The 24,434-nt window shown below is 67.1% G+C and carries 19 protein-coding genes; 8 read left to right on the top strand and 11 right to left on the bottom strand.

Features of this window, described 5'->3' with window-relative positions; genetic code table 11:
- Nucleotides 1-32: 32 nt before the first annotated feature.
- Genes bioB through V3596_RS13175 form a run of 7 tightly spaced genes read right to left on the bottom strand, consistent with a single transcriptional unit; the run spans nucleotide 33 to nucleotide 7,952 of the window.
- Entirely contained in the window at nucleotides 33-1,130 is a 1,098-nt protein-coding gene (gene bioB, locus V3596_RS13145) for a biotin synthase BioB (protein WP_334278210.1), read from the bottom strand.
- 8 nt (nucleotides 1,131-1,138) lie between these two features.
- Complete coding sequence (gene bioD / locus V3596_RS13150; protein WP_334278211.1) at nucleotides 1,139-1,837, bottom strand: dethiobiotin synthase; 699 nt, start codon at nucleotides 1,835-1,837, stop codon at nucleotides 1,139-1,141.
- Entirely contained in the window at nucleotides 1,834-3,063 is a 1,230-nt protein-coding gene (bioF, locus tag V3596_RS13155) for an 8-amino-7-oxononanoate synthase (RefSeq protein ID WP_334278212.1), read from the bottom strand. The genes bioD and bioF overlap by 4 nt, the downstream gene beginning before the upstream one ends.
- Nucleotides 3,053-4,366 (bottom strand): adenosylmethionine--8-amino-7-oxononanoate transaminase, encoded by a 1,314-nt coding sequence (gene bioA / locus V3596_RS13160; RefSeq protein WP_334278213.1) that lies wholly within the window; start codon nucleotides 4,364-4,366, stop codon nucleotides 3,053-3,055. Before bioA ends, bioF begins: the two co-directional genes overlap by 11 nt.
- 10 nt (nucleotides 4,367-4,376) lie before the next feature.
- On the bottom strand, nucleotides 4,377-5,165 hold the full coding sequence (locus V3596_RS13165) for an enoyl-CoA hydratase/isomerase family protein (protein ID WP_334278215.1): 789 nt from the start codon (nucleotides 5,163-5,165) through the stop codon (nucleotides 4,377-4,379).
- Nucleotides 5,162-6,313, bottom strand: a complete 1,152-nt coding sequence (locus tag V3596_RS13170) for an alpha/beta hydrolase family protein (RefSeq protein ID WP_334278216.1) — start codon at nucleotides 6,311-6,313, stop codon at nucleotides 5,162-5,164. The genes V3596_RS13165 and V3596_RS13170 overlap by 4 nt, the downstream gene beginning before the upstream one ends.
- Before the next feature lie 31 nt (nucleotides 6,314-6,344).
- Nucleotides 6,345-7,952, bottom strand: a complete 1,608-nt coding sequence (locus V3596_RS13175) for a carboxyl transferase domain-containing protein (protein WP_334278217.1) — start codon at nucleotides 7,950-7,952, stop codon at nucleotides 6,345-6,347.
- Nucleotides 7,953-8,113: 161 nt separating this feature from the next.
- On the opposite strand from V3596_RS13175, the gene V3596_RS13180 reads away from it, so the two are divergent.
- The 7 genes from V3596_RS13180 to V3596_RS13210 all read left to right on the top strand — a co-directional run bounded on the left by V3596_RS13180 (nucleotide 8,114) and on the right by V3596_RS13210 (nucleotide 14,769).
- A complete protein-coding gene (locus V3596_RS13180; RefSeq protein WP_334278218.1) occupies nucleotides 8,114-8,824 on the top strand; it encodes a TetR/AcrR family transcriptional regulator in 711 nt (236 codons plus the stop codon).
- A 43-nt stretch (nucleotides 8,825-8,867) separates the two neighbouring features.
- Complete coding sequence (locus V3596_RS13185) at nucleotides 8,868-10,568, top strand: ABC1 kinase family protein (protein ID WP_334278219.1); 1,701 nt, start codon at nucleotides 8,868-8,870, stop codon at nucleotides 10,566-10,568.
- 149 nt (nucleotides 10,569-10,717) lie between these two features.
- Nucleotides 10,718-11,188, top strand: coding sequence for a (2Fe-2S)-binding protein (locus V3596_RS13190; RefSeq protein WP_334278220.1), 471 nt, complete (start codon nucleotides 10,718-10,720; stop codon nucleotides 11,186-11,188).
- A gap of 2 nt (nucleotides 11,189-11,190) precedes the next feature.
- Nucleotides 11,191-13,317 carry a xanthine dehydrogenase family protein molybdopterin-binding subunit gene (locus V3596_RS13195; RefSeq protein WP_334278222.1) on the top strand — a complete coding sequence of 709 codons (2,127 nt, stop codon included), beginning with the start codon at nucleotides 11,191-11,193 and terminating at the stop codon, nucleotides 13,315-13,317.
- 83 nt (nucleotides 13,318-13,400) lie between these two features.
- Nucleotides 13,401-14,060: a glutathione S-transferase gene (locus tag V3596_RS13200; protein ID WP_334278224.1), complete on the top strand. Its 660-nt coding sequence runs from the start codon at nucleotides 13,401-13,403 to the stop codon at nucleotides 14,058-14,060.
- A 42-nt stretch (nucleotides 14,061-14,102) separates the two neighbouring features.
- Nucleotides 14,103-14,525 (top strand): PH domain-containing protein, encoded by a 423-nt coding sequence (locus V3596_RS13205; RefSeq protein WP_334278225.1) that lies wholly within the window; start codon nucleotides 14,103-14,105, stop codon nucleotides 14,523-14,525.
- Between the two features lie 58 nt (nucleotides 14,526-14,583).
- A complete protein-coding gene (locus tag V3596_RS13210; protein WP_334278226.1) occupies nucleotides 14,584-14,769 on the top strand; it encodes a hypothetical protein in 186 nt (61 codons plus the stop codon).
- 24 nt (nucleotides 14,770-14,793) lie between these two features.
- On the opposite strand, the gene V3596_RS13215 is transcribed toward V3596_RS13210, so the two are convergent.
- The 3 genes from V3596_RS13215 to V3596_RS13225 all read right to left on the bottom strand — a co-directional run bounded on the left by V3596_RS13215 (nucleotide 14,794) and on the right by V3596_RS13225 (nucleotide 17,175).
- Nucleotides 14,794-16,332 (bottom strand): tryptophan halogenase family protein, encoded by a 1,539-nt coding sequence (locus V3596_RS13215; protein ID WP_334278227.1) that lies wholly within the window; start codon nucleotides 16,330-16,332, stop codon nucleotides 14,794-14,796.
- An 18-nt stretch (nucleotides 16,333-16,350) separates the two neighbouring features.
- Nucleotides 16,351-16,848, bottom strand: a complete 498-nt coding sequence (locus tag V3596_RS13220) for a PIN domain-containing protein (RefSeq protein ID WP_334278228.1) — start codon at nucleotides 16,846-16,848, stop codon at nucleotides 16,351-16,353.
- Nucleotides 16,849-16,926: 78 nt separating this feature from the next.
- On the bottom strand, nucleotides 16,927-17,175 hold the full coding sequence (locus V3596_RS13225; protein ID WP_334278229.1) for a type II toxin-antitoxin system Phd/YefM family antitoxin: 249 nt from the start codon (nucleotides 17,173-17,175) through the stop codon (nucleotides 16,927-16,929).
- A 160-nt stretch (nucleotides 17,176-17,335) separates the two neighbouring features.
- On the opposite strand from V3596_RS13225, the gene V3596_RS13230 reads away from it, so the two are divergent.
- Nucleotides 17,336-18,712 carry a cation:proton antiporter gene (locus V3596_RS13230; protein ID WP_334278230.1) on the top strand — a complete coding sequence of 459 codons (1,377 nt, stop codon included), beginning with the start codon at nucleotides 17,336-17,338 and terminating at the stop codon, nucleotides 18,710-18,712.
- A 7-nt stretch (nucleotides 18,713-18,719) separates the two neighbouring features.
- On the opposite strand, the gene uvrA is transcribed toward V3596_RS13230, so the two are convergent.
- Nucleotides 18,720-24,347 (bottom strand): excinuclease ABC subunit UvrA, encoded by a 5,628-nt coding sequence (gene uvrA, locus V3596_RS13235; protein ID WP_334278231.1) that lies wholly within the window; start codon nucleotides 24,345-24,347, stop codon nucleotides 18,720-18,722.
- Nucleotides 24,348-24,434: the final 87 nt, after the last annotated feature.

Below are 24,434 nucleotides of genomic sequence, written 5' to 3' on the forward strand. Positions count from 1 at the left end.
CTCCGTCTTGTTGTCGTCTGCAGGCTGCGGTATCAGTGCGTCTGGCAGGCGCTCGCCGGCGCGTCTTCGCTGACGGCGGCACTCATCAGCGTGATCTTGGCTTCCGGCTGGCGGCCGTGCGAGAGCTCGGCTTCGGTGGCGCAGTGCATGCCCAGGCGATCCAGCAAGGCGCGGTCCTTCTCGGCCTGCGGGTTGCTGGTGGTCAGCAGCTTGTCGCCGTAGAACATCGAGTTGGCGCCGGCCAGGAAGCACATGGCTTGCAGGCTCTCAGGCATTTCTTCACGGCCTGCCGACAGGCGCACCATGGCTCGCGGCATCGTGATGCGAGCGACGGCAATCGTGCGCACGAACTCGAACGGGTCGAGCGCCGCGGTGCCGGCCAGCGGCGTGCCCTCGACCTGCACCAGGTTGTTGATTGGCACCGACTCCGGGTACGGATCGAGGTTGGCCAGCTGCACGATCAGGCCGGCGCGCTGGCGGCGGGTCTCGCCCATGCCGACGATGCCGCCGGAGCAGACCTTGAGGCCGACGCCGCGAACGCGGTCCAGCGTGTCCAGGCGGTCTTGATAGGTGCGGGTCGTGATGATCTGACCGTAGAACTCGGGCGATGTGTCGAGGTTGTGGTTGTAGTAGTCCAGGCCCGCCTTCTGCAGTTGCTCGGCCTGGCCGTCAGCCAGCATGCCGGCGGTCAGGCAGGTCTCCAGGCCCAGGGCCTTCACTTCGGAAATCATCTCGCCGATGGCTTCCAGGTGGCGCTCCTTCGGCGAGCGCCAGGCGGCGCCCATGCAGAAGCGCGTGGCGCCATTGGCCTTGGCTGCGCGGGCGGCTTCCATCACCTCCTGCAAGGGAATCAGCTTCTCGGCCTTGAGGCCGGTGTCGAAGTGAGCCGATTGCGGGCAGTACTTGCAGTCCTCCTCGCAGCCGCCGGTCTTGATGGACAACAGCGTCGACAACTGCACCGCGTTCGCGTCGAAGTTCTCGCGATGCACCTGCTGGGCGCGGAAGATCAGGTCATTGAAGGGCAGCTCGAACAGGGCTGCCACGTCGTTGACGGTCCAGGGCTGGGCATTGCGGCGCTGCTCATCGGTGGTTGGCGTCAAGGACTGGATCTGGTTTTGCGTCTGCTTCATGGTCATGCTCAGGCTTGCGGAAGTTCGGACAGCAGCACGGAAAGCTGCGTGAGATGGGCGGCCACGGCCGCAGGTTCGGGTGAGGCCAGGCGCGGCACCTGACCCAGGCAGGGCACGGCCAGGCCGGACTGCAAGGCGGTCAGATTGTCGGCCACATGGGGCATGTCCGGGTCGGCCGTGTTGGCCACCCAGGCTGCGAGCTTGAGGCCGCGCGAACGGATGGCTTCAGCCGTCAGCAGCGCATGGTTGATGCAACCCAGTCGCAAGCCGACGACCAGCACGACCGGCAGCTGCAGATCGACCGCCAGGTCGGCGGTATCCCAGTTGTCGGTCAAGGGCACGCGGAAGCCGCCCACGCCCTCGACCAGGGCCACATCGGCCTGGGCCGCGGTGCTGCGGATCTTCTGCAAGAGCGCTTCGCGATCAATCGTGCCGCCATCGATGCGGGCCGCGATGTGCGGTGCGCAGGGCGTGCGGAACTGCAGCGGGCCGACTTCGTCAAGCGTCAGGCCCAGGGTCTGCGCGGCATGCAACTGCTGCACGTCCTCGTTGACCCAGCGGCCGGTCGCGTCCTGCTCCTGCCCGGCGGCCAGCGACTTGATGGGCGCCACCCGCAGGCCTGCATTCTGCAGGGCTGCCGTCAGGCCGGCCGTGATGCAGGTCTTGCCGATCTCGGTGTCGGTGCCGGTGATGAAAAAACCCTTCATGCTGAGATCCGCTCCATGTCGGAGGCGGCTGCGTCCAGCGCGGCAAGCAACTGATCGACATCAGCCGCCGTATGCGTGGCGCACAGCGTGATGCGCAGGCGCGCCTCGCCCTTGGGCACGGTCGGCGGGCGAATGCCCGGCACGCGCAGGCCCTGGCGCTCCAGCCGCGCGGCCAGTTCCATCACCTGGGCATTGCCGCCGACGATCAGCGGGCGCACCGGCGTCTCGGACGGCGCGAGCTTCCAGGGCAGCGCGGGATGGCGCTTCAGCAGCGCAGCAATGCCAGACGAGAGCTGCGCCTGCAAGGCACGCAGGTTCGCGCGGCGCTGCTGGCCGGTCTCGCCCTCGATCAGTTCGAAGCTGGTGAGCAGCGCGTGTTCCACCGCCGGCGGCGAAGCCGTCGAGAAGATGTAGTTGCGAGCCGACTGCAGCAGGTACTCGGTGATGGTCTCGTGGGCCACGACGAAGGCGCCAGCCAGGCCCGCCGCCTTGCCCAGCGTGCCGACGACGACCAGCCTTTTGCTGCGCAGGTCGAAGTGTTCGATCGAGCCCCGGCCTTTCTTGCCCAGCACGCCAAAGCCGTGCGCATCGTCAACGATGAGCCAGGCATCGAATTCTTCAGCCAAGGCCAGCAGCTCGGGCAGAGGCGCGATGTCGCCATCCATGCTGAAGACGGCGTCCGTCACGATCAGCTTCACGCGTGCCGAGCTGCCCGCGAGCAGGCCGCGCAACTGAGCCACGTCGGCATGGCCATAGCGCGTGACCCGGGCCTTGGACAGCCGCGTGCCGTCAATCAGCGAGGCATGGTTGAGCGCCTCCGAGAAGATCTCGGCGTCCGCGTCGCCCAGCGCCGTGACCACGGCCAGATTGGCCATATAGCCGGTGCAGAAACCAATGGCCCGCGCTTGCGGGATGTGCGGCGCGAACCAGTCGGCCAGCGTGTCGGCCACGCGGGTATGCGCCACCGAATGACCGCTCACCAAGGGCGATGCGCCGGAGCCGCCGCCATAGATGCGCGCGCCTTCGGCCAGTGCCTCGGCGATGCGCGGATGCGCGGCCAGGCCCAGGTAGTCATTGCTGCAGAACATCAACAATTCACGCGCAATGCCGTCGGCACCACGCACGACCTGGTGCGGCGCCGTCGGGCTTTCGGCCTCACGCAGGAAGCGCGTCAGGCTCTGCGCCTCGATCGCGTCCAGCTTGGACTTCAGGTGCTCAAGCAGCATCGGCCAGCACCTCGTTCAGCGTGTTGGTCACGGCGTTCGCCAGGAAGGAGGCCGTGGCCGGGCCGATCAGGTACGGCGGCATCAGATACACCGTGTGGCCGATCGGACGGATCAGGAGCTCATGCTTGCGGGCCGCCAGATGGAACTTCTCGGCGAAGCGCTCCGGCGCCTCTTTCACGTCGAAGGCCAGAATCAGGCCGCGCTGGCGCAGGTGCTCGACGCGTGTGTCTTCGGCCAGTGGCGCGAAGGCGGCAGCCAGCATCTTGCTTTGCGCTGCGTTGCGCTCCAGTTGGCCGGCATCGAAGCGGTCAAGCACGGCGTTGGCGGCCGCGCAGGCCAGCGCATTGCCGGTGTAGGAATGCGAATGCAGGAAGCCGCGCGTGACGTCTTCGCTCCAGAAGGCGCGGTAGATGGTCTCGGTGGTCAGCACCAGCGACAACGGCAGCGTGCCGCCGGTGATGCCCTTGGACAGCAGGACGAAATCGGGCCACTCGGCGTCTGCTTGTTCCCAGGCGAAGAAGGTACCCGTGCGGCCACAACCAACGGCGATCTCATCGGCGATCAGATGCACGTTGAATTCACGCGTCATCGCGCGCAGCGCACGCAGATAAGCCGGCGAATGCATCACCATGCCCGCGGCGCCCTGCACCAGCGGCTCGATGATGACGGCGGCGATCTGGCCGCTGCGCTCTTCCAGCAGCGCCCGCATCGCGGCCAGCGCCTTGACCTGGCCCTCGATGCCCTTGCGCGAGTCGGGCGACAGGGCGATGTGGGCACGCATCAGCAACGGGTCGTAGGCATCGCGGAAGATGGCCACGTCGGTGACGGCCAGCGCGCCAATCGTCTCGCCGTGATAGCCATTCTTCAGGCAGACGAACTCGCGCTTCTCAGCGTGCCCCAGGTTGCGCCAGCTGTGAAAGCTCTGCTTCACGGCGATTTCGACGGCGCTGGCACCATCGCTGGCGAAGAACACATGGCCCAGCGCGCCGCCGGTGCGGGCAGACAGGCGCTCGGCCAGGCGCACCGCCGGCTCATGCGTGCAGCCGGCCAGCATCACGTGGGGCAAGGTATCAAGTTGCTGCTTGATGGCGGCATTCAGTTGCGCATCGGCATGGCCAAAGAGGTTGACCCACCAGGAACTGTTGGCATCGAAATAGCGATGGCCGTCGAAGTCGTAAAGCCAGGCGCCTTCGCCTCGCTGGATCGGCAGCGGCGGCACCCGCTCGGCACGCGCCATCTGCGTGCAGGGGTGCCAGACGGCGGCCAGGCTGCGCTGCTGCAGCTCGGGGGTGGTCAGGGACATGGAATCTCGGTCAGGCCAGCCAGCTCGGCTTGCTCTTGTTCAGGAAACTCTGCACGCCCTCCCGGCCTTCGCTGCTCGCACGGATGTCGGCGATGCGGCGGGCGGTGTCGTCGCGCAGGGGCGGTGTGATCGGCTGGTGGGCCAGGTCCTGCACCAACTGCTTGCAGGCCTTGACCGCGGCCGGGCCGTTGGCCGAAACAGCGGCCAGCAGCGCCGCGATTTTCTCATCCAGCGCGGCTGCGTCCGCCGCCAGCTCATGAACCAGGCCCAGGCGGTGGGCTTCGGCCGCCGAGAAGCGCTCGGCGGTGACGAAATAGCGGCGCGAGGCCTGCTCGCCCAAGGCACGGATCACGTACGGGCCGATGGTGGCCGGCAAGAGGCCCAGCTTGGCTTCAGACAGGCAGAAGCCGGCCGACTCGACGGCCACCACGATGTCGCAGACCGAGACCAGGCCCACGCCGCCGGCATACACATCGCCCTGCACGCGCGCGATCACGGGAATCGGGCAGCTGTAGATGGTCCAGAGCATTTGCGCGAGCTTGCTGGCGTCGGCATGGTTTTCGTCCCAGCTGTAGCCCGCCATGGCCTTCATCCAATTCAGGTCGGCACCCGCGCAGAAGGCCTTGCCTTCGGCGGCCAGCACGATGGCGCGCAGGCTGGCATCGCGACCCAGCTCGGCGAAGGTCGCGGTCAGCTCGGCGATCACCGCCTCGTTGAAGGCGTTGCGCACATCGGCGCGGTTCAGGGTGACTTGGGCGACCGCGCCTTCGCGTTCGACCTTCAGCGTTTGATTTGTCATGGCGGGCTCCAGACCACGGCCTCATTGACCGCGTACAGCTTGCAGGGCTTGTCGTAGTCGCGCTGGCAGAAGGCCAGTGCGCGCGAAATCGAGTCATCACCGATGGCATAGCCCCATCGGCCCTCGCTGCTCATGGCAAAGGCGCGCGGCAGCTTGGCGGCGAGGAACTTCTGATAGGCCTCGCGCAGCTTGACGCCGCCTTGCGGCAGCGCAGCTTCATCGGCCGACGCGGCGCTGGTGGGCGGCGGCACGGCCAGCACACCGGGCTTGTCAAAACCCAAGGGGGCGAGGAATTCATCAACCAGGCTCTGCCAGACATCGTTGCCGGTGCCAAAGAGCTTGTGGCCGTCTTCGCCAAACGGCGGCAGCACGCGCAGGTCGACCTTGGCACCGGCCTGGCCATAGGACTCGGCCCAGCGCCGCGCATTGCGGGGTGAGAAGTAGCGGTCGTTCTCGGCATAGACCCACAGCGTCGGCGTCGGCTTGGCCTGCTGCGCATCGAGCTCGCCGTAACGGCCGTAAAGCTGGCGCAGCTGATCGGCCTGGCAGGGCTCGCCCGGCTGAACATCGGGCCGACCGCCATGTCCACCGGCAAAGTTGATGGCCGCCGTGGGTTGCGGCTGGTGCAGCGAGGTGGCTGCAATGGTCGAGATGCCGCCAACCGAAACACCCAGCAGCAAAAGGCGCTGAGGGTCGATGTCCGCCTGCTGCTGCATGAAGCGCGCAACCTCGAGGATTTGCGCAGCCGCGGCAGCAAGCGCCGACGCGAAGCGCGGGCTGCTGCAGTTGACGCTGCTCTCCGGGTCGCCCAGCGAGGCCAGCTCGCCATAGCCCAGACGCAAGGGCACGGCCACAGCGAAGCCCTTGCGCAGGAAGAAGCGCGTGGCCGACTCGTAGCGCTGGCGCTTGTACTCGGCGCGGGTCTTGCTGTCACGGCCGTGGCTGATCACGACCAGCGGGAACGGCCCCTTGCCTTGCGGCCGGAAGGTCGTCACAAGCAGCTCGCCCTGCACTGGCCTGCCGTCGGCATCCTGGACGCTGGCGGGCACGCGCACGATCTGTTCGCGCAGCTCAGCCGCCAGCTTGTCTTGCGCCTGCGCCGCCGTCCCGGCCAGCAGCAAGGCCAGGCCCAGAGCAATGCATGGCAACAATCGTTGAGCAGGCATCAGCAAGCCGCGATCACATCCGGAACACGCCGAACTTGGTTTCCGGGATGGGCTGGTTCAATGCAGCCGAGAGACCCAGCGCCAGCACGCGGCGCGTGTCGGCGGGGTCGATCACGCCGTCGTCCCAGAGGCGTGCCGAGGCGAAATACGGATGCCCCTGGTCTTCGTACTGCTGGCGGATCGGCGCCTTGAAGGCCTCTTCTTCGTCAGCGCTCCAGGCGCCGCCCTTGGCCTCGATGCCATCGCGCTTGACCGTGGCCAGCACCGACGCAGCCTGCTCGCCGCCCATCACCGAGATGCGCGCATTCGGCCACATCCACAGGAAGCGTGGCGAGTAGGCGCGGCCACACATGCCGTAGTTGCCGGCGCCAAACGATCCGCCAATGATGATGGTGAACTTGGGCACCTGGGCGCAGGCCACGGCCGTGACCATCTTGGCGCCGGCGCGGGCAATGCCTTCGTTCTCGTACTTGCGGCCGACCATGAAGCCGGTGATGTTCTGCAGGAACACCAACGGAATCTTGCGCTGGCAGCACAGCTCGATGAAGTGCGCGCCCTTGTTGGCGCTCTCGGCGAACAGGATGCCGTTGTTGGCAACGATGCCCACCGGCATGCCTTCGATATGGGCAAAGCCGCAGACCAGCGTGGCGCCATAGCGGGCCTTGAATTCATCGAACTCGGAGCCATCGACCACGCGGGCGATCACCTCGCGGATGTCGAAGGGCTTGCGCGTGTCGGTCGGGATCACGCCGTGCAGCTCGGCCGCGTCGAACAGCGGCGCACGAGGTGCCTGCTTCGCCAACTGGTCGGGCTTGACCCAGTTCAGGCGGGCCACCGCCTGGCGGGCCAGGGCCAGCGCATGGGTGTCGTCATTGGCCAGGTGGTCGGCCACGCCGGAGAGGCGCGTGTGCACGTCGCCGCCGCCCAGGTCTTCGGCCGTCACGACCTCGCCCGTCGCGGCCTTCACCAGCGGCGGGCCGCCCAGGAAGATGGTGCCCTGGTTCTTGACAATGATGGTCTCGTCGCTCATCGCCGGCACATAGGCGCCGCCGGCGGTGCAGGAGCCCATCACCACGGCAAGCTGCGGAATGCCTTGCGCCGACAGGTTGGCCTGGTTGAAGAAGATGCGGCCGAAGTGGTCGCGGTCCGGGAAGACTTCGTCCTGGTTGGGCAGGTTGGCACCGCCCGAGTCGACGAGGTAGATGCAGGGCAGGCGGTTCTGGTCGGCGATCTCCTGGGCGCGCAGATGCTTCTTGACGGTGATCGGGTAATAGGTGCCGCCCTTCACCGTGGCGTCGTTGCAGACGATCATGCAATCCACGCCCGACACGCGGCCAATGCCGGCAATGATGCCGCCGCCGGGCGCTGCGTTGTCATACATGTTTAGGCCCGCCAGCGGCGCCAGTTCGAGGAAGGGCGTGCCGGGGTCCAGCAGCATTTCGACGCGGTCGCGCGGCAGCAGCTTGCCGCGGCCGGTGTGCTTGGCCCGGGCCGCCTCGCCGCCACCTTCGGCAATCTTGGCCAGGCGGGCATTCAGGTCGTCGAGCAGGGCGCGCATCGCCTCGGCATTGGCCTTGAAATCGGCCGAACGGGCATTGAGCTTGGTGGACAAGGCCGGCATGTTTGCTGTCTCCTGCAGGCTTGAGTGACGCTCAATGAGCCGCACTCAAGAAATAGTTGAATCCCAGCCACAACCGCGCCGAGGTGCGAGAGGATAGCCCAGCAAATACCCTCATGCAATAGTCCTTGAGTAAGGCTCAAGTTTTAAGCCAGAATGCGCTCATGCCACCATCCGCCACCCTGCCTCAGCCGCAACGGCGTGCGCCAACGAGCGCCCGGGCCGAGCAGCGCGTGCGCGACATCCTGCGCGTCGGCCGCGAGGTGTTCGCCACCCGTGGCTACGAGCGCAGCACCACCACCGAGATCGCTCAGCGCCTCGGCGTTTCCGAGGCCACGGTCTTCACCTATTTCCGCAGCAAGCGCGAACTCTGCATGCGGGTGATCGCCGACTGGTACGACGAAATCATCGCGGCGATTGAAGACGGCCTGCCCCGCGAAGCCGGGGTGCGCGAGCAGCTGGAGTTCATCGTCCGCACCCATCTGCGCCTGTTCCTGATCCAGGGCACGGGCCTGTGCGAGCTGGTGCTGTCCGAAGGCCGCAAGCGCGATGCCGACTGGAGCGCCGAGTTCGGCGAGGCCTTCATCGAGCTGCAGCGCCGCTACACCGCCCCGCTGATGGATCTGCTCTCGCGCGGCCAGGCGCAAGGCCAGGTGCGCCTGGACATCCCGCTGCGCATGTTGCGTTCGCTGGTCTTCGGGCCGATGGAGCACATGCTGTGGGAAGTGATCACCGCCGGCCGCCAGATCGACGTGGACCAGAGCGCCCGCGACCTGGTCGCCCTGCTCTGGCCGGCCCTGCAGGCACCCGACCGGGAACTGATCGCGCTGCGCCGTCTGCGCGAGCAGGTGCAGAGCGCGCTGGATCAAGAGTAATGGCGCGAACGGGCCGAGCCCTTCCAGGCCCTACCATGAGCACATGATCCAAACCCTGGGCACGGCGCGCGACCTCGGGCGCCTGAGCGAAATCCTCGGCGTCCTGGCGCGCCACGGCTTTGGCGACAGCGTGCGCCGCCTCGGCCTCACCGAGGCCCTGGCCCGCGCGGGGCACGTCCTGCACCTGGAGCATGCGGCCGACCTGGCGCGCCTGCCGCCGCCGGTGCAGGTGCGCCTGGCGATGGAAGAGCTGGGGCCCACCTTCGTCAAGCTGGGCCAGATCCTGGCCGGCCGCGCCGACCTGTTCGGGCCCGACTGGATCACCGAATTCGAGAAGCTGCACAGCCACGTGCCCGCCGTGCCGCTGGAGCACCTGGCCGAGCAGCTGCGCGAGGACCTTGGCGGCGAGCCGGGCTCGGTGTTTGCTCATTTCGAGGCCGAGCCCCTGGCCGCCGCGTCGATCGCCCAGGTCCACCGGGCCCGGCTGCAGGACGGCACGGAGGTCGTGGTCAAGATCCGCCGGCCCGGCATCGTCGAACGCATCGAAGCCGACCTGCGCCTCCTGGAGCGCCTGGCCGGCATCGCCGAGCGCCAGCTGCCGGCCCTCAAGCCCTACCGGCCGCAGCGCCTGGTGCGCGAGTTCGGGCGCTCGCTGCGCCGTGAGCTGGACCTGGCGGCCGAATGCCGCCACGCCGAGCGCATTGCCACCAATCTCGCCGCGCTGCCCGACATCGTCGTGCCCAAGGTGCATTGGCAGCACACCGGCTTGCGCCTGAACGTCCAGGACTTTGTCAAGGGCATTCCCGGCGGACAGCTGGAGCGACTGACCGCCGAGGCTGGCTTCGACCGCCAATTGCTGGCCCGGCGAGGCGCCCATGCGGTGCTGAAAATGATCGTCGAGGACGGCTTCTTCCATGCCGACCCGCACCCGGGCAATGTGTTTTACCTGCCAGGCAACCGCATCGCCTTCATCGACTTCGGTATGGTGGGCCGGCTCTCCAGCCAGCGCCGTGAAGACCTGCTGCAGCTGCTGCTGGGCCTGGTCGAGCGCCGGCCGCAGGCGGTGGCTGAAGTGCTGCTGGACTGGACCGGCGACGAGGGCGGCCTGCACCTGGACGGCCTGGAGGCCGAGATCGAGGGCTTCGTCGACCAGTACCACGGCGTGCCACTGGCCCAGCTCCAGCTCGGCCAGATGCTGACTGACGTGACCGCCATCCTGCGCGAGCACCGCCTGGCCCTGCCGGCCGACCTGGCGCTGCTGATCAAGGCCTTCATCTCGCTGGAAGGCATGGGCCGGGGCCTCGACCCCGGCTTCCACATGGCGGCCGAGGCCATGCCGCTGCTGCGCAAGATCGTCAGGGCCCGCTACCAACCCAAGGCCCTGGCTGCGCGCGGCTGGGGCGCCCTGCGCCGCACGCTGGCCACGCTGGAGCAGTTGCCGCACGACCTGAGCCGGCTGCTGCGCAATGCACGCCGCGGCCGGGTCCATGTGGGCCTGGAGCTGCAGCACCTGAAGCGCGTGGGCGACCAGATCGATCGCGCCGCCAACCGCCTGGCCCTGGCCCTGGTGCTGGCCGCGCTGATCATCGGCTCGTCCATCGTGATGACGGTCAGCGGCGGGCCCACGCTGCTGGGCCTGCCACTGTTCGGCCTGCTCGGATTCACAGGCGCGGTGCTGGCTGGCATCCTGCTCCTGCGCTCGATCTCGCGCAGCAGCCACATCGACGACGACGAAGGCGGCTAGCGAGCCTCAGGCTCGCACCTGGCCGGCTCATCGGCGCTCAGCCGACGGTGCCGTCGGGTCGGTTCCATCAGCGACAAAGCCGGGCAGGAAAATTTCCGCAGAACCAGCTACGCTTCGCGCTCTACCGCAAAAGCAGAAGGAGCCGCGCCATGGCGATCAAGTTGACGGTCAACGGTAAGCCGGTGTCGATAGACGCCGATCCCGAGATGCCACTGCTGTGGGCCTTGCGCGAGGACCTGCAGCTGACCGGCACGAAGTTTGGATGCGGCATGGCGCTGTGCGGCGCCTGCACCGTGCACGTGGATGGCCAAGCCACCCGGTCCTGCTCCACGCCGCTGTCGGCCGCTGCCGGCAAGCGCGTCACCACGATCGAGGGCGTGGGCGCTTCGGCCACGGGCAAGGCGGTGCAACTGGCCTGGGTCAAGCTCGATGTGCCGCAATGCGGCTACTGCCAGAGCGGCCAGATCATGAGCGCCTGCGCGCTGCTGGCGAGCAAGAAGAAGCCCAGCGACGCCGACATCGACGGCGCCATGAGCGGCAACCTCTGCCGCTGCGGCACCTACAACCAGATCCGTGCGGCCATCAAGGACGCCTCGGCTTCGCTGTCCAAAGGAGCCTGATCATGGGCAAGATCGACAGACGCGAATTCCTGCAGGTCGCCGCCAGCGCTTCGGCCCTGACCGTCGGCTTCTCGCTGCCACTCAGCAGCCGCGCCGCTGCCACGCAGAGCAATACCTTTGCGCCCAACGCCTGGCTGCGCATCACACCGGACAACAAGATCACCGTGATCTGCGGCTCGGCCGAGATGGGCCAGGGCGTGCTCACCGCGATTCCGATGCTGGTCGCTGAAGAGCTGGAGGCCGACTGGTCGCTGGTCAGCGTCGAGCAGGCACCGGTGGACGCGGCCTACAACAACCCCATGTTCGGCATGCAAGCCACCGGCGGCTCCACCACGGTGCGGGCGCACTGGACGCCGGTGCGCCAGGCCGGCGCCGCGGCGCGCGAGATGCTGGTGGCAGCGGCCGCCAAGAAGTGGGGCCTGCCGGCCGACAAGCTGCGCTGCGAGCGCAGCCAGGTCATCGCGCCCGGCGGCCAGAAGATCACTTATGGCGCCCTGGTGGCGCTGGCTGCAGAGCAGCCCGTGCCGGAAAAACCGCTGCTCAAGTCCAGCGCTGACTTCAAGATCCTGGGCAAGCCCACGCGCCGCCTCGACACACCGGCCAAGACCAATGGCACGGCCAAGTTCGGCATCGATGCCCGGGTCGACGGCATGCTGGTTGCCGTGATGGCGCGCGCGCCGCACGCGGGCATCAAGCCCAAGAGCTTCAATGAGGCCGCAGCCAAGGCGATCAAGGGCGTGAGGCAGGTGATCGCCATCGACTCCGGCGTGGCCGTGCTGGCCGACGGCTACTGGGCGGCCAAGAAGGGCCGCGATGCGCTGGCCGTGGTCTGGGAGATGGGCGACAAGGCCTCGCTCGACAGCGCCAAGGTCTCCACGATGCTGGCCGAAGGTGCCAGCAAGGCCAGCGCGATGGCGCTCGAGAAGGGCTCGATCAAGGACGTCGCGGCCACGCTCAAGGCCGAGTACGAAGTGCCCTATCTGGCGCATGCCTGCATGGAGCCGCTCAACTGCCTGGCTTGGGTCAAGGGCGACGAGGTCGAGATCTGGGCCGGCACACAAAGCCAGGGCCCGGCGCAGGGCATCCTGGCCCAGGTCGCTTCGGCCACGCCGGCCAAGGTCAAGATCAACACCATGCTCCTGGGCGGCGGTTTCGGCCGTCGTTTCGCACCCGACTTCACCATCGACGCGGTGCTGCTGTCCAAGCTCAGCGGCCGGCCGGTCAAGCTGGTCTATGCGCGTGAAGACGACATGGCCGCGGGCTTCTACCGTCCGGCGTCGCTGGTGCGCTTCGAGGCCGCGCTCGACGGTGCCGGCACGCCGACGATGCTGCGCGCCGATGTGGGCTCGCCTTCCATCATGGCGGCCTCGGGCTTCATGCAGATTCCGCCGAACGGCGTCGATTCGATGGCGGTGGAAGGCCTGGCCGATCATCCATACCAGATCGCCAACCAGCGCATCGCCTATGGCCGCGCCGAGCCGGGACCGCAGGTCTGGTTCTGGCGCTCGGTCGGGCATTCACAGAACTGCTTCTTCATCGAGAGCTTCATCGACGAGATGGCCGCGGCGGCCAAGCAGGATCCGCTCGCCTTCCGGCTCAAGATGCTGGACCCGAAGCACACGCGCCATCGCGGCGTGCTGGAGCTGGCCGCCGCCAAGGCAGGCTGGGGCAAGCCTGCGGGGCCGGGTGTGCATCGCGGCATTGCGGTGGCCGAAGCCTTTGGCAGCTATGTGGCCGAAGTGGTCGAGGTGTCCATGGCGGATGACGGCACGCCCAAGCTGCATCGCGTGGTCGCCGCCGTGGACTGCGGCCTGACCGCCAATCCGCAAACCATCACGCGCCAGATCGAGAGCGCCATCTGCTATGCACTCTCGGCCGCGCTTTACGGCAAGATCACGTTCGCGGGCGGCAAGGTCGAGCAGGGCAACTTCCACGACTATCCGGTCGTGCGCATGAGCGAGATGCCCAAGATCGATGTGCACATCGTGCCCAGCAAGGCCGACCCCGGCGGCATCGGCGAGCCGGGCACGCCGCCGTTGGCACCGGCACTGGCCAATGCCATCTTCGCGGCCACCGGCAAGCGCATCCGCAAGCTGCCCATCGACACCGGCCTGCTGAAGAAGGCCTGAGTTGCGGTCCGCGAGGCCAGTGCAAGCTGGCTTCGCCGGCCTCGCGCCGCGAGCTTCTGAAGCGCTCGGCGAGAATCGTGGCCGTGCCAACGACTTCGACGCTGCCCCTGGTCTACAGCTACCGCCGCTGCCCCTATGCCATGAGGGCTCGCATGGCCCTGCTGCAGGCGGGCAGGAACTTCCAGGCCTTTGAGATCATCCTGCGCGACAAGCCGGCGGCCATGCTGGCCTTGTCCCCGAAGGCGACGGTGCCGGTGCTGCAACTGCCGGATGGCGGCGTGCTGGACGAGAGCTGGGACATCATGCGCTGGGCGCTGGAAGCGGGCGACGCCGATGGCTGGTGGCGGCGCGCGCAGTCTGCCGACAACCTTGAGCTGCTGCAGCGCAATGACGGCCCGTTCAAGCATCGGCTGGACCGTTACAAGTACCCGGATCGCTACCCCGACGAAGACGGCCCGCGCGAGCGTCATCGCGCGCGGGCCGTGGCCGAGCTGCTGACTCCTCTGGAAGAGAGATTGCAGGCCCAGCCCTGGCTAGGCGGCGCCACGCCCTGCGCTACCGACCTGGCCGTCTTTCCCTTCGTGCGCCAATTCGCCGCGGTGGAGGCCGGCTGGCTTGCCAGCCAACCGCTGCCCGCCGTGCAGGCCTGGCTGGATGCCTGGCTGGGCAGCCCGCTGTTCGAGGCCTGCATGATCAAGCTGCCGCCGCAGGCCATCAGCGACTATCCCGCCCTCGCCCGCTGACGCCGCGCCTACACTTCGCGCTTTCAATCGCGGAGGACGCGGATGTCCAGCTATGTCGAAGGCGCCCTGATCAAGGATGAACGGATCGTCCACATGGGCCGCATCAGCCTGTGGTCGCTGTGGCATCTGATCGCGCTGGGCATCGTCCTGCTGCCGGCCTTTGGCATCGGCCTGATTCCGCTGGTGATCGCCTATGTGCGCTACAAGTCCACCGAACTCGCGGTCACGACGCGGCGCATCATCGTCAAGCATGGCTTCATCAGTCGCCAGACCATCGAGATCAACCTGAACAAGGCCGAGAGCATCCAGGTCGACCAGGGTGTCTGGGGGCGGCTGTTCAATTTCGGCACCCTGGTCATTTCCGGCACCGGCACTTCGCATGCGCCGCTGACCGGCATTGCCGACCCCATGGCCTTCCGCCGCGCCTTCATCGAGGCGCAGGACGGCGGCAAGCCGGCCGACTGAGCGCACGTTTCAGCTCGCAGGTGTACGCTCGCGTGCATCAACCCTTCGGGAGTTCCTGATGCCCTCCACCAGCTCCGTCTCCAGCGCCCCGCCTCCCGCACCGGCGCCAGCGCCACAGCGCGCCCAGAAGGTGGAGCGCCCGCCCGAGCCGCCCAAGCAGCTTGAAAAGGCACCGGCACCGCCGCCGCCTCAGCGCCTGGCGGAATCAGGCTCGGTGGGCCGCAACCTCAACGAAGTGGCCTAAGGTCGAGCCCGACCAGCAGCCGAGCTAAACCGATGAGTTGATCTGCTCGATCAGCGCCTTGTGGCTGGGCAGGTCGTTCAGCGCGCGGTCGCCGAAGCGGCGGATCTTGGCGAACAGCTTGTCGGCCTCGGCCACCTGATGGAAGTCCTCACGGCCCGCGCTCAGGTCGGTCCTGAAGCCCATGCCGTAGAGGATGTACTGGTAGTTGAAGAAGGCGAAGCTCTCGGTATCCAGCACGAAGTCGAAGCGGCCGGGCGGGCGCAATTTCCATTGCTCCAGCAGCTCGGCAAGGCGCTCAGGGATGGTGGCCGCTTCCGCGTTGTCGCGCCAGAAGGGCTCGCCACGCTGGCTAAGGCAGTAGTGCAGCTTCAGGAAGCTGACGATGTTCTCGAAACGCGTGCGCATCAGCTCGTTGAAGCGGCGCGCCGGCGCTTCCATCGGGCCGCTGTGCGGCAGCATCTCGGCGATCATGCCGATGGCGGCCTCGATCAGCACCAGGCCGGTCGATTCGAGCGGTTCCAGGAAGCCGGCCGACAAGCCCACCGCGACGCAGTTCTTCACCCACTGCTGCTCGCGATAACCGGGCGCGAATGGGATGCTCCGCGTCACCATGTCTTCATGGCCGGGGCCGACATAGGCGCGCAGGATCTCGGCCGCGCGCTCGTCGCTGATGTGATCGCTCGAATAGACGCAGCCGATGCCGCGCGAGCCGTTCAGGCCAATCTCCCAGGTCCAGCCGGCCTCATGCGCAGTGGCGATGGTGCAGCTCTCCATCGGCGCCTCAGGCCGGTCCAGCGGCAGCTTGCAGGTCAGCGCCCGGTCGGTGAAGAGCTGCTGGCGCACCGATTTGAAAGTCGCACCTGGCGCCTCGCCGATCAGCTCGGCGCGGAAGCCCGTGCAGTCGACGTAGAGGTCGGCCTTGAAAGAGCCATGTTGCAAGGTGTCGATGTGCTCGATGGCGCCCGCGGCATCGCGAATGACGCCGCTCAGCGTGGCCTCGACATACTGCACACCCAGCTCCCGCGCCCGCTCAGCCAGGACCGTGGCAAGGCGCATCGCATCGAAGTGATAGGCGTAATTCAGCGGCGCTGCATAGGCCGCCTCATGCGCTCGCTTGGGCGCGCGGCAGGCCTCGGCCACCCGCTCCTGGATCGTCATCGCCTTCGCAAAGGGCTGGCGCGTGGCTTCGTCCTGCAGCAGCCAGTAGGGCACGAGGCTCGTGCCCTCGGTATAGAAGGGCGCCTCGAAGGGATGGAAGAACTGATGCCGCTCTTCGCCGCGCGGCGCATGGGCCCAGTCGACGAAGCGGATGCCCTGCTTGAAGGTGGCCGAGGTTTCGCGGATGAAGCGGCGCTCGTCAATGCCCAGGAACTGCAGGGTGCTGCGTATCGTCGGGAAGGTGCCTTCGCCGACGCCGATGATGCCGATATCGGGCGACTCCAGCACCGTGATCTCGAGATGGCTGCGCTCTGAAAGGCCCAGGAATTTCGCCAAGTAGGCAGCGGTGAGCCAACCGGCGGTGCCGCCACCGACAACCAGGATGCGTCGTTTGTTCGTCGTCATTCGCTGCATCGATTCATTTCAGGTTCTGACGTAGAGGTTCTTGAGCCAGAGATGGCCAGTCTGTGCACCCTGGCCCCAGTCTTCTTCGTCCTCGCTGGGCTGCGCACTGTAGCCGGACGGGTTCAGGAGCTTGACGCGACCGGCGCGGAAGGACGAGACCCGCCGCGTCACCAGCGTGAGCCCATGCTCCAGCGCCGTGGCAGCGAGCAAGCCGTCACGCGTGTTTGCATAGGGCAACTGCGCGCGCCGCCGCACGACCGCTGCATCCACCGGCAAGACCCGACCCTCGAAGGCTGGCAGCAGATGCTCGTCTATCCATTCGCGCACCAGCAGGCCGGCGGCCTTGTCCTTGCGGCCGAGCCGGGCGGCGGCGTTCTCGATCTCCAGCAGGTTCAAGGCAGAAATGAAGAGCTTCTGGCGCGCAATGCTGCCCGCCCAGGCCGCCAGTCCGGGGTCGGCCTGGCCGGCCTTGGCCTTGCGCAGCTCCAGCACCAGGGCGGTGTCCAGGAGGTACATCTCAGTGCCGCCCGGCCGCCCGTAGGCACTGAAGCGGCCCCTCGGGGGGCAGCGAGCGAAGGGAGCGTGGGGGCTGTTTCATTCGATGGGCTCGCGGTGATCCCAGGCGCCGTCGGGGCTGTCGCCGCCGTCCAGTTCCACCAGATTGGGCATGGCCAGGATGTCGAGGATGCTGTCGCTCTCGCCGCTGAGGCGGCGGTACTCGGCAATGCTCATCAGCACATGGGTGGGCTGGCCCCGGTCGGTGATCAGCACCGGCTCGCTGCGCGCGGCACGCTTGGCATGGCTCACGTCCTGGTTGAATTCGCGGCTGGTCAGCAGCTTCATGCCGGACACCCCGGGGTCGAAGAAAGCCGCATGATATCGGCACCGATGTAGGTACGTAGGCACAAATCTGCTGATCCGGATGGACAAGCGGAAGCCCACTGGCACAGTGCGCTCCGAACGCGGGCCACGGACTGGCCGCCGCGAAAGCACCGGATATTTCATGGCACTCGATTCCCTCAGCGGCCTGCTGGCCATCGTCAGCGACGTCTTCGCCAAGCATGGCCCGGCGGCTCCCGCCGTAGCGCAGACCTTTGCGCCCGGCGACTTCAGCATCCGCTTTTTCCTGCAATTGGCCATCATCATGCTGGCCTGTCGCGTGGTCGGCTGGGCCGGCCGCCGCTTTCTCGCCCAGCCCCAGGTCGTCGGCGAAATGATTGCCGGCGTCATCCTCGGCCCCTCGCTGCTGGGCCTGTTCTTCCCTGACATCCAGGCCGCCATCTTCCCCAAGGAGATGAAGAACGTCCTGTATTCGGGCGCCCAGCTGGGCGTGGGCCTCTACATGTTCCTGGTCGGCACGACGCTGCGGCTGGACCACTTCGCCACCAAGGCGCGGAGTGCCATGGGCGTGTCGCTCGCGGGCATCACAGCTCCATTTGTCATCGCCTTCCTGATCACGCCCCTGCTGCTCACCGTGCCGGGGCTGTTCGCCGCAGGCATCTCCCAGACCAATGCCACGCTCTTCATGGGCGCCTGCATTGCGCTGACGGCCTTTCCCATGCTCGCCCGCATCATCAATGAGCGGGGCCTCGCCAACACTTCGCTGGGTACCCTGTCGCTGACGGCGGGCGCCTTCGACGATATGGCTTCCTGGTGCGTGCTGGCCGTCGTGCTGGCTGCCTTCGGCGCAGGCCCGGGAGTGGCGGTGCTGGCCATCGGCGGCGGTGTGTTGTGGGCCGGCTTCGTGCTGATCTTCGGCCGCAGGCTGCTGGCGCCGCTGGGCCGCATGGTCGAGCGGGAAGGCGAGATGAGCCACACGGTGCTGGCCATCACCCTGATCCTGTTCTGCACCTCGGCCTTCGTCATGGACGCGGTGGGCATCCATTCGATCTTCGGCGGCTTCATCCTCGGTGTGGCCATGCCGCGCGGCCTGTTCGCGACCGAGCTGAAGAAGAAGGTGGAGCCGCTGGCCGTGATCCTCCTGCTGCCGATGTTCTTCACCTACTCCGGCCTGAACACGCGGCTGGACATGATCAACTCGGGCCAGCTGCTGCTGATCGCACTGGGCGTGCTGGCTGCCTCGGTGCTGGCCAAGTTCGGCGCCTGCTACCTGGCGGCACGCCTGTCGGGCGAAGACAACCGCACGGCGCTGGGCATCGGCGCGCTGATGAACTCGCGCGGCCTGATGGAGCTGATCATCATCAATATCGGCCTGCAGAAGGGCATCATCGGGCCGGCCCTGTTCTCGATGCTGGTGCTGATGGCCGTGATCACGACCATGATGGCCAGCCCGCTGTTCGAGCTCTTCTACGGCAAGAAGGCCCGCGAGAGCGGCGAGCTCGAGGCCATCCCCGGCTCGCCGTCCAGCCACCTGGCCTGAGGCTCGGTTAGGCGCGGGCCAGCACGGGCTTCAGCGCCTGGCCCGAATGCGTGCCGGCCTTCACAACTTGCTCCGGCGTGCCCTGCACGACGATCTGGCCGCCGGCGTTGCCGCCTTCGGGGCCCAGGTCGATCACCCAGTCGGCCTCGGCGATCACGTCGAGGTCATGCTCGATCACCACCACCGAATGGCCGCCGGCCACCAGGCGGTGCAGCACACGGATGAGTTTCTCGACGTCGGCCATGTGCAGGCCCACCGTGGGCTCGTCCAGCACGTAGAGCGTGTGAGGCGATTTCTGGCCGCGGCGCGTGACGTCGTCGCGCACCTTGACCAGCTCGCTGACCAGCTTGATCCGCTGCGCCTCGCCGCCCGACAAAGTCGGTGAAGGCTGGCCGAGCGTGAGATAACCCAGCCCCACGTCCTTCAGCAACTGCAAGGGGTGCGCAATCGAGGGCATGGCGGCGAAGAACTCGACCGCCTCGTCCACTTCCATCGCCAGCACGTCGCCGATGCTTTTTCCCCGCCAGCTGACGCCCAGGGTCTCCGGGTTGAAGCGCTGGCCATGGCATTGGTCGCAGAGCAGCTTCACGTCCGGCAGAAAGCTCATCTCGATGGTCTTCATGCCCTGGCCTTCGCAGCCGGGGCAGCGGCCCTCGCCGGTGTTGAAGCTGAAGCGGCCGGCCGCATAGCCGCGCGCCTTGGCTTCCAGCGTCTCGGCGAAGAGCTTGCGGATCGCATCCCAGAAGCCGATGTAGGTGGCCGGGCAGGAACGCGGCGTCTTGCCGATGGGCGTCTGGTCGACTTCGAGCACGCGATCCACCTGCTTGTGGCCCTCGATGCCGGCACAGCCCACCCACTTCGATGGGTCCTTGCGCAGCGGCACGGCCATCGCCATGTTGGCCAGCAGCACATCGCGCGCCAGCGTGGACTTGCCCGAACCCGACACGCCGGTGACGGCCACCAGGCGATGCAAGGGCACATCGACCGTGACCGACTTCAGGTTGTGCAGGCTGGCCTCCAGCACGCGCAGCTTGGACGCCTCAGGGTCAACCTCGCGGCGCGGCTGCAGCGGATGCAGCAAGGGCTTGGCAAGGAAGCGGCCGGTCAGCGAATCGGGATGCAAGGCCAGCTCGGCCGCCGTGCCTTGCGCCACCACCTGGCCGCCGCGCTTGCCGGCGCTGGGGCCGATGTCGATGATGTGGTCGGCCCGGCGTATCGTGTCTTCGTCATGCTCGACGACCACCAGGGTATTGCCCTTGTCGCTGAGCGTGGCCAAGGCCTTCAGGAGGATCTGGTTGTCGCGCGGATGCAGGCCGATGGTCGGCTCGTCCAGCACATAGCAGACGCCCTGCAGATTGCTGCCCAGCTGTGCCGCCAGGCGAATGCGCTGCGCTTCGCCACCGGACAAGGTGGGCGCGGCGCGGTCCAGCGTCAGGTAGCCCAGGCCCACTTCTTCCAGGAACTCCAGGCGGCCGAGGATCTCGACCACCACATCGCGGGCGATGTCCGCATCGCGCCCCGTCAGGTTCAGGCCCTGCGCCCATTCGCGCGCTTGCGAAACGCTCCATGAAGCCACGGTGCCGATGGACTCCTCCTCGAAGGTGACCGAACGGGCCGAGGCGTTCAGGCGCGCGCCATGGCATTCCGGACAAGGCTCATCGGCCAGGCCTTCGACCTCCGCTTCCTGATCAGCAAACTTCTGCTCGCGGCGGTCCTTGTCCTGCAAGGTCTCATCCAAGGCCTTGCGCTGTTCACGCGTCAAGGCAAGACCTGTCCCCACGCAGTGCGGGCACCAGCCGTGCTTGCTGTTGTACGAGAACATGCGAGGGTCCAGCTCGGCATAGCTGTCGCCGCAGGTCGGGCAGGCGCGCTTGGTCGAGAAGACCTTGAGCTCGCCGATGCCGGCCGTGGACTGGCCATCGGCAATCGCCGCATTGAGCTGGTCCAGCGGCGCCAGCAGATGCAAGACACCCTTGCCCAGGTCCAGGGCCTTGGCCAGCAGCTCGCGCAGCTCGGATTCCTTGTCCAGCGAGATCACCAGGTCGCCGACCGGCAGCTCCAGCGTGTGCTCCTTGAAACGGTCCAGGCGCGGCCAGGGCGAGGTCGGGATGAATTCGCCATCGACGCGCAGATGTGTGTGGCCACGCGCCTTGGCCCATTTGGCCAGATCGGTGTACAGGCCCTTGCGGTTCAGGACCAGCGGCGCGAGCAGGCCCACATGCTGGCCGCGGTAGTCGCGCAGCAACTGCGCGGCGATGGATTCGACGCTCTGCGGCTTGACGGCCGTGCCGTCCTTGACGCAATGCTGGACGCCCAGCTTCACGTACAAGAGACGCAGGAAATGCCAGACCTCGGTGGTGGTCGCCACCGTGCTCTTGCGGCCGCCGCGCGAGAGGCGCTGCTCGATGGCCACCGTCGGTGGAATGCCCCAGACCGCGTCGACCTCGGGCCGGCCCGCCGGCTGCACGATGGAGCGCGCATAGGCATTCAGCGATTCCAGGTAGCGGCGCTGGCCTTCGTTGAACAGGATGTCGAAGGCCAGCGTCGACTTGCCCGAGCCCGACACGCCGGTGATCACATTGAACTTGCCGCGCGGGATCGAAACATCGACCGACTTCAGGTTGTGCTCGCGCGCATTGACGATGCGAATCGCCTCCTCGCCAGCCGCCCGCTTGGCGCGGATCGCATATTGCAAGGGCCGGCCCTCCTCCACCCTGGTGGCGGGCTGGTCCATGTGCAGCGCGTATTCACGCAGGGCCAGGGCCGTGTGCGAGGTCGGATGGTCTTTCAGGTCCTCCGGCGTACCGACGGCAATCACTTCGCCGCCATCCTCACCACCTTCGGGGCCGAGGTCGATCAGCCAGTCGGCCGCGCGGATCACGTCGAGGTTGTGCTCGATCAGGATCAGCGAGTGCCCGATGGACAGCAGCTTGCGCATCGCGCGCATCAGCTTGGCAATGTCGTCGAAATGCAGGCCGGTGGTCGGCTCGTCGAACATGAAGAGCGTGCCCTTCTTGGCCACCGCCTGGCGTGGCTTGCTGGCAGCATCGGCCAGGAAGCCGGCGAGCTTCAGCCGCTGCGCCTCACCGCCCGAGAGCGTGGGCACGGGCTGGCCGAGCTTCACGTATTCCAGGCCCACATCGACGATGGGCTGCAGCTTGGCAACAACCTCGCGGTCGTCCTTGAACAGTTGCACGGCCTCGCTGACCGTCAACTCGAGAACGTCGGACACCGACAGTTCCCGATCACCGCGCAAGAGCTTCACGTCCAGCATCTCGGCGCGGAAGCGGCGTCCATCGCAATCGGGACAGCGCAGGTAGACGTCCGAGAGGAACTGCATCTCCACATGCTCGAAGCCCGAACCGCCACAGGTGGGGCAGCGGCCATCGCCGGCATTGAATGAAAAATAGCCGGCCGTGTAGCTGCGCTCGCGCGCCAGCGGCGCATCGGCAAAGCGCTTGCGGATTTCGTCGAAGGCACCGACATAGGACGCCGGGTTGGAGCGCGCCGTCTTGCCGATTGGCGACTGGTCGACGAACACCGCATCGGCCAGCCAGTCGGCGCCCAGGAGCTGATCATGCTGGCCCGGCGTTTCCGTCGCCTGGCCGAAGTGCCGCGCGAGTGCCGGGTAGAGCACATCCTGCATCAGCGTGCTCTTGCCCGAGCCCGAGACGCCGGTGACCACCACCATCTTCTGCAGCGGGAACTCGACCGACAGGTTGCGCAGGTTGTGCTCGCGCGCCCCGGTCAGTATCAGCTTGGGCGTGCCCTCATCGACGATGCGCTTGAGGCCCATGCCCACATGCTTGCGCGCGCCGAGGTAGGCGCCGGTCAGCGTGTCCGCCCCGCGGATCTGCTCGGGCGTGCCGTCGAAGACGATCTGGCCGCCCTTCTCGCCGGGGCCTGGGCCCATGTCGATCAAACGGTCTGCAGCAAGCATCACGGCCGGGTCATGCTCGACCACCACCAGCGTATTGCCGGCATCGCGCAGCCGCTTCATCGCCTCGACGATGCGGTTCATGTCGCGCGGATGCAGGCCGATGCTGGGCTCGTCCAGCACGAACAGCGTGTTCACCAGCGAGGTGCCCAGGGCCGTGGTCAGGTTGATGCGCTGCACCTCGCCGCCGCTGAGTGTGCGACTCTGGCGGTCCAGTGTCAGGTAGCCGATGCCCACATCGCAGAGGTATTTGAGGCGGTTGCGGATTTCGTCCAGCAAGAGCTTCAAAGCCTCGTCCAGCAGCGTGGTCGGCAGCTCCAACTCGTCCATGAAACGGCGCAGGCGATGCAGCGGCAACTGCATCAGGTCATGCAGCGACAGGCCGTCCAGCGCTTCGAGCTGCGCACGCGACCAGGCGACGCCCGTCGGCATCACGCGCTGGCCTGCGGGCAGGGCCACATCGGCCAGCGATTTCGATCCCACGCGCCACAGCAGCGCTTCGGTTTTCAGCCGCGCGCCGGCGCAGGCCGGGCATTCGGTGTAGCTGCGGTACTTGGACAAGAGCACGCGGATGTGCATCTTGTAGGCCTTGCTCTCCAGGTACTCGAAGAAGCGCTTGACCCCGTACCACTGCTTGTTCCAGTTGCCGTTCCAGTTCGGGCTGCCGTTGACCACCCAGTCGCGCTGGGTCTGCGAGAGCTGGTTCCAGGCCGTGTCGCGCGGGATGCCGGCCTCGCCGGCGTACTTCAGCAGGTCGGCCTGGCAGTCGGCCCAGGCCGGCGTCTGCATCGGCTTGATCACGCCGTTGCGCAGCGTCTTTTTCTCGTCTGGGATGACCAGGCCCATGTCCACGCCGATCACGCGGCCGAAGCCGCGGCAGCTCTCGCAAGCGCCCATGGCCGAGTTGAAGCTGAACAGCGGCGGCTGCGGGTCTTGATAGCGCAGATCGCTTTCGGGGCAGTGCAGGCCGGTCGAATACTTCCAGACAACGGGTTCGCCTTCTTCGGCGAGCACGTAGACGGTGAGGCGACCGCTGCCGCGCTTGATCGAGAGCTCAATCGCCTCCATCGCACGCTGCTTGTCGGCACCCTGGAGGCGGAAGCGGTCGGCCACCACATCGAGCATCTTGCGATCACCGACCATGCGCTCTGCCTGCACCCGCGTGAAGCCGCTGGCCGACAGCCATTGCTCCACCTGCTCGGCCGTGGTGTTGGCCGGCAGCTCGACCGGGAAGGTCAGCACCAGGCGCGGATCCGTGTCCTTGGTGCGCTCCAGCAGCTCGGCATAGATCGTCTGCGCCGTGTCGTGCCGCACGGGCAGTGCCGTTTCCTTGTCGTACAAGGACGCGGCGCGGGCAAACAGGAGCTTCAAGTGGTCGTTCAGCTCGGTCATCGTGCCGACCGTGGAGCGGCTGGTGCGCACCGGGTTGGTCTGGTCGATGGCGATGGCCGGCGGCACGCCGTCGACCTTGTCGACGGCCGGGCGGTCCATGCGGTCCAGGAACTGGCGGGCATAGGCCGAGAAGGTCTCGACGTAGCGGCGCTGGCCCTCGGCATAGAGGGTGTCGAACACCAGGCTGGACTTGCCCGAGCCGCTGGGCCCGGTCACGACGGTCAGTTCGCCGGTGGCGATGTCCAGGTCGAGATTCTTGAGGTTGTGCTGCCGGGCACCTCGGATGCGGATTCGACCGTCTGACATGCTGTAGAGACCTGCGCGGGATGAGGGTCAGGCATTCTAGGGAGCCCTGTACGTCTGCACAGCTCTTGGGGGCATGCCTACTGACAG

The sequence above is a fragment of the Roseateles microcysteis genome (assembly GCF_036880965.1).
Taxonomy (GTDB): Bacteria; Pseudomonadota; Gammaproteobacteria; order Burkholderiales; family Burkholderiaceae_C; genus JAUASW01.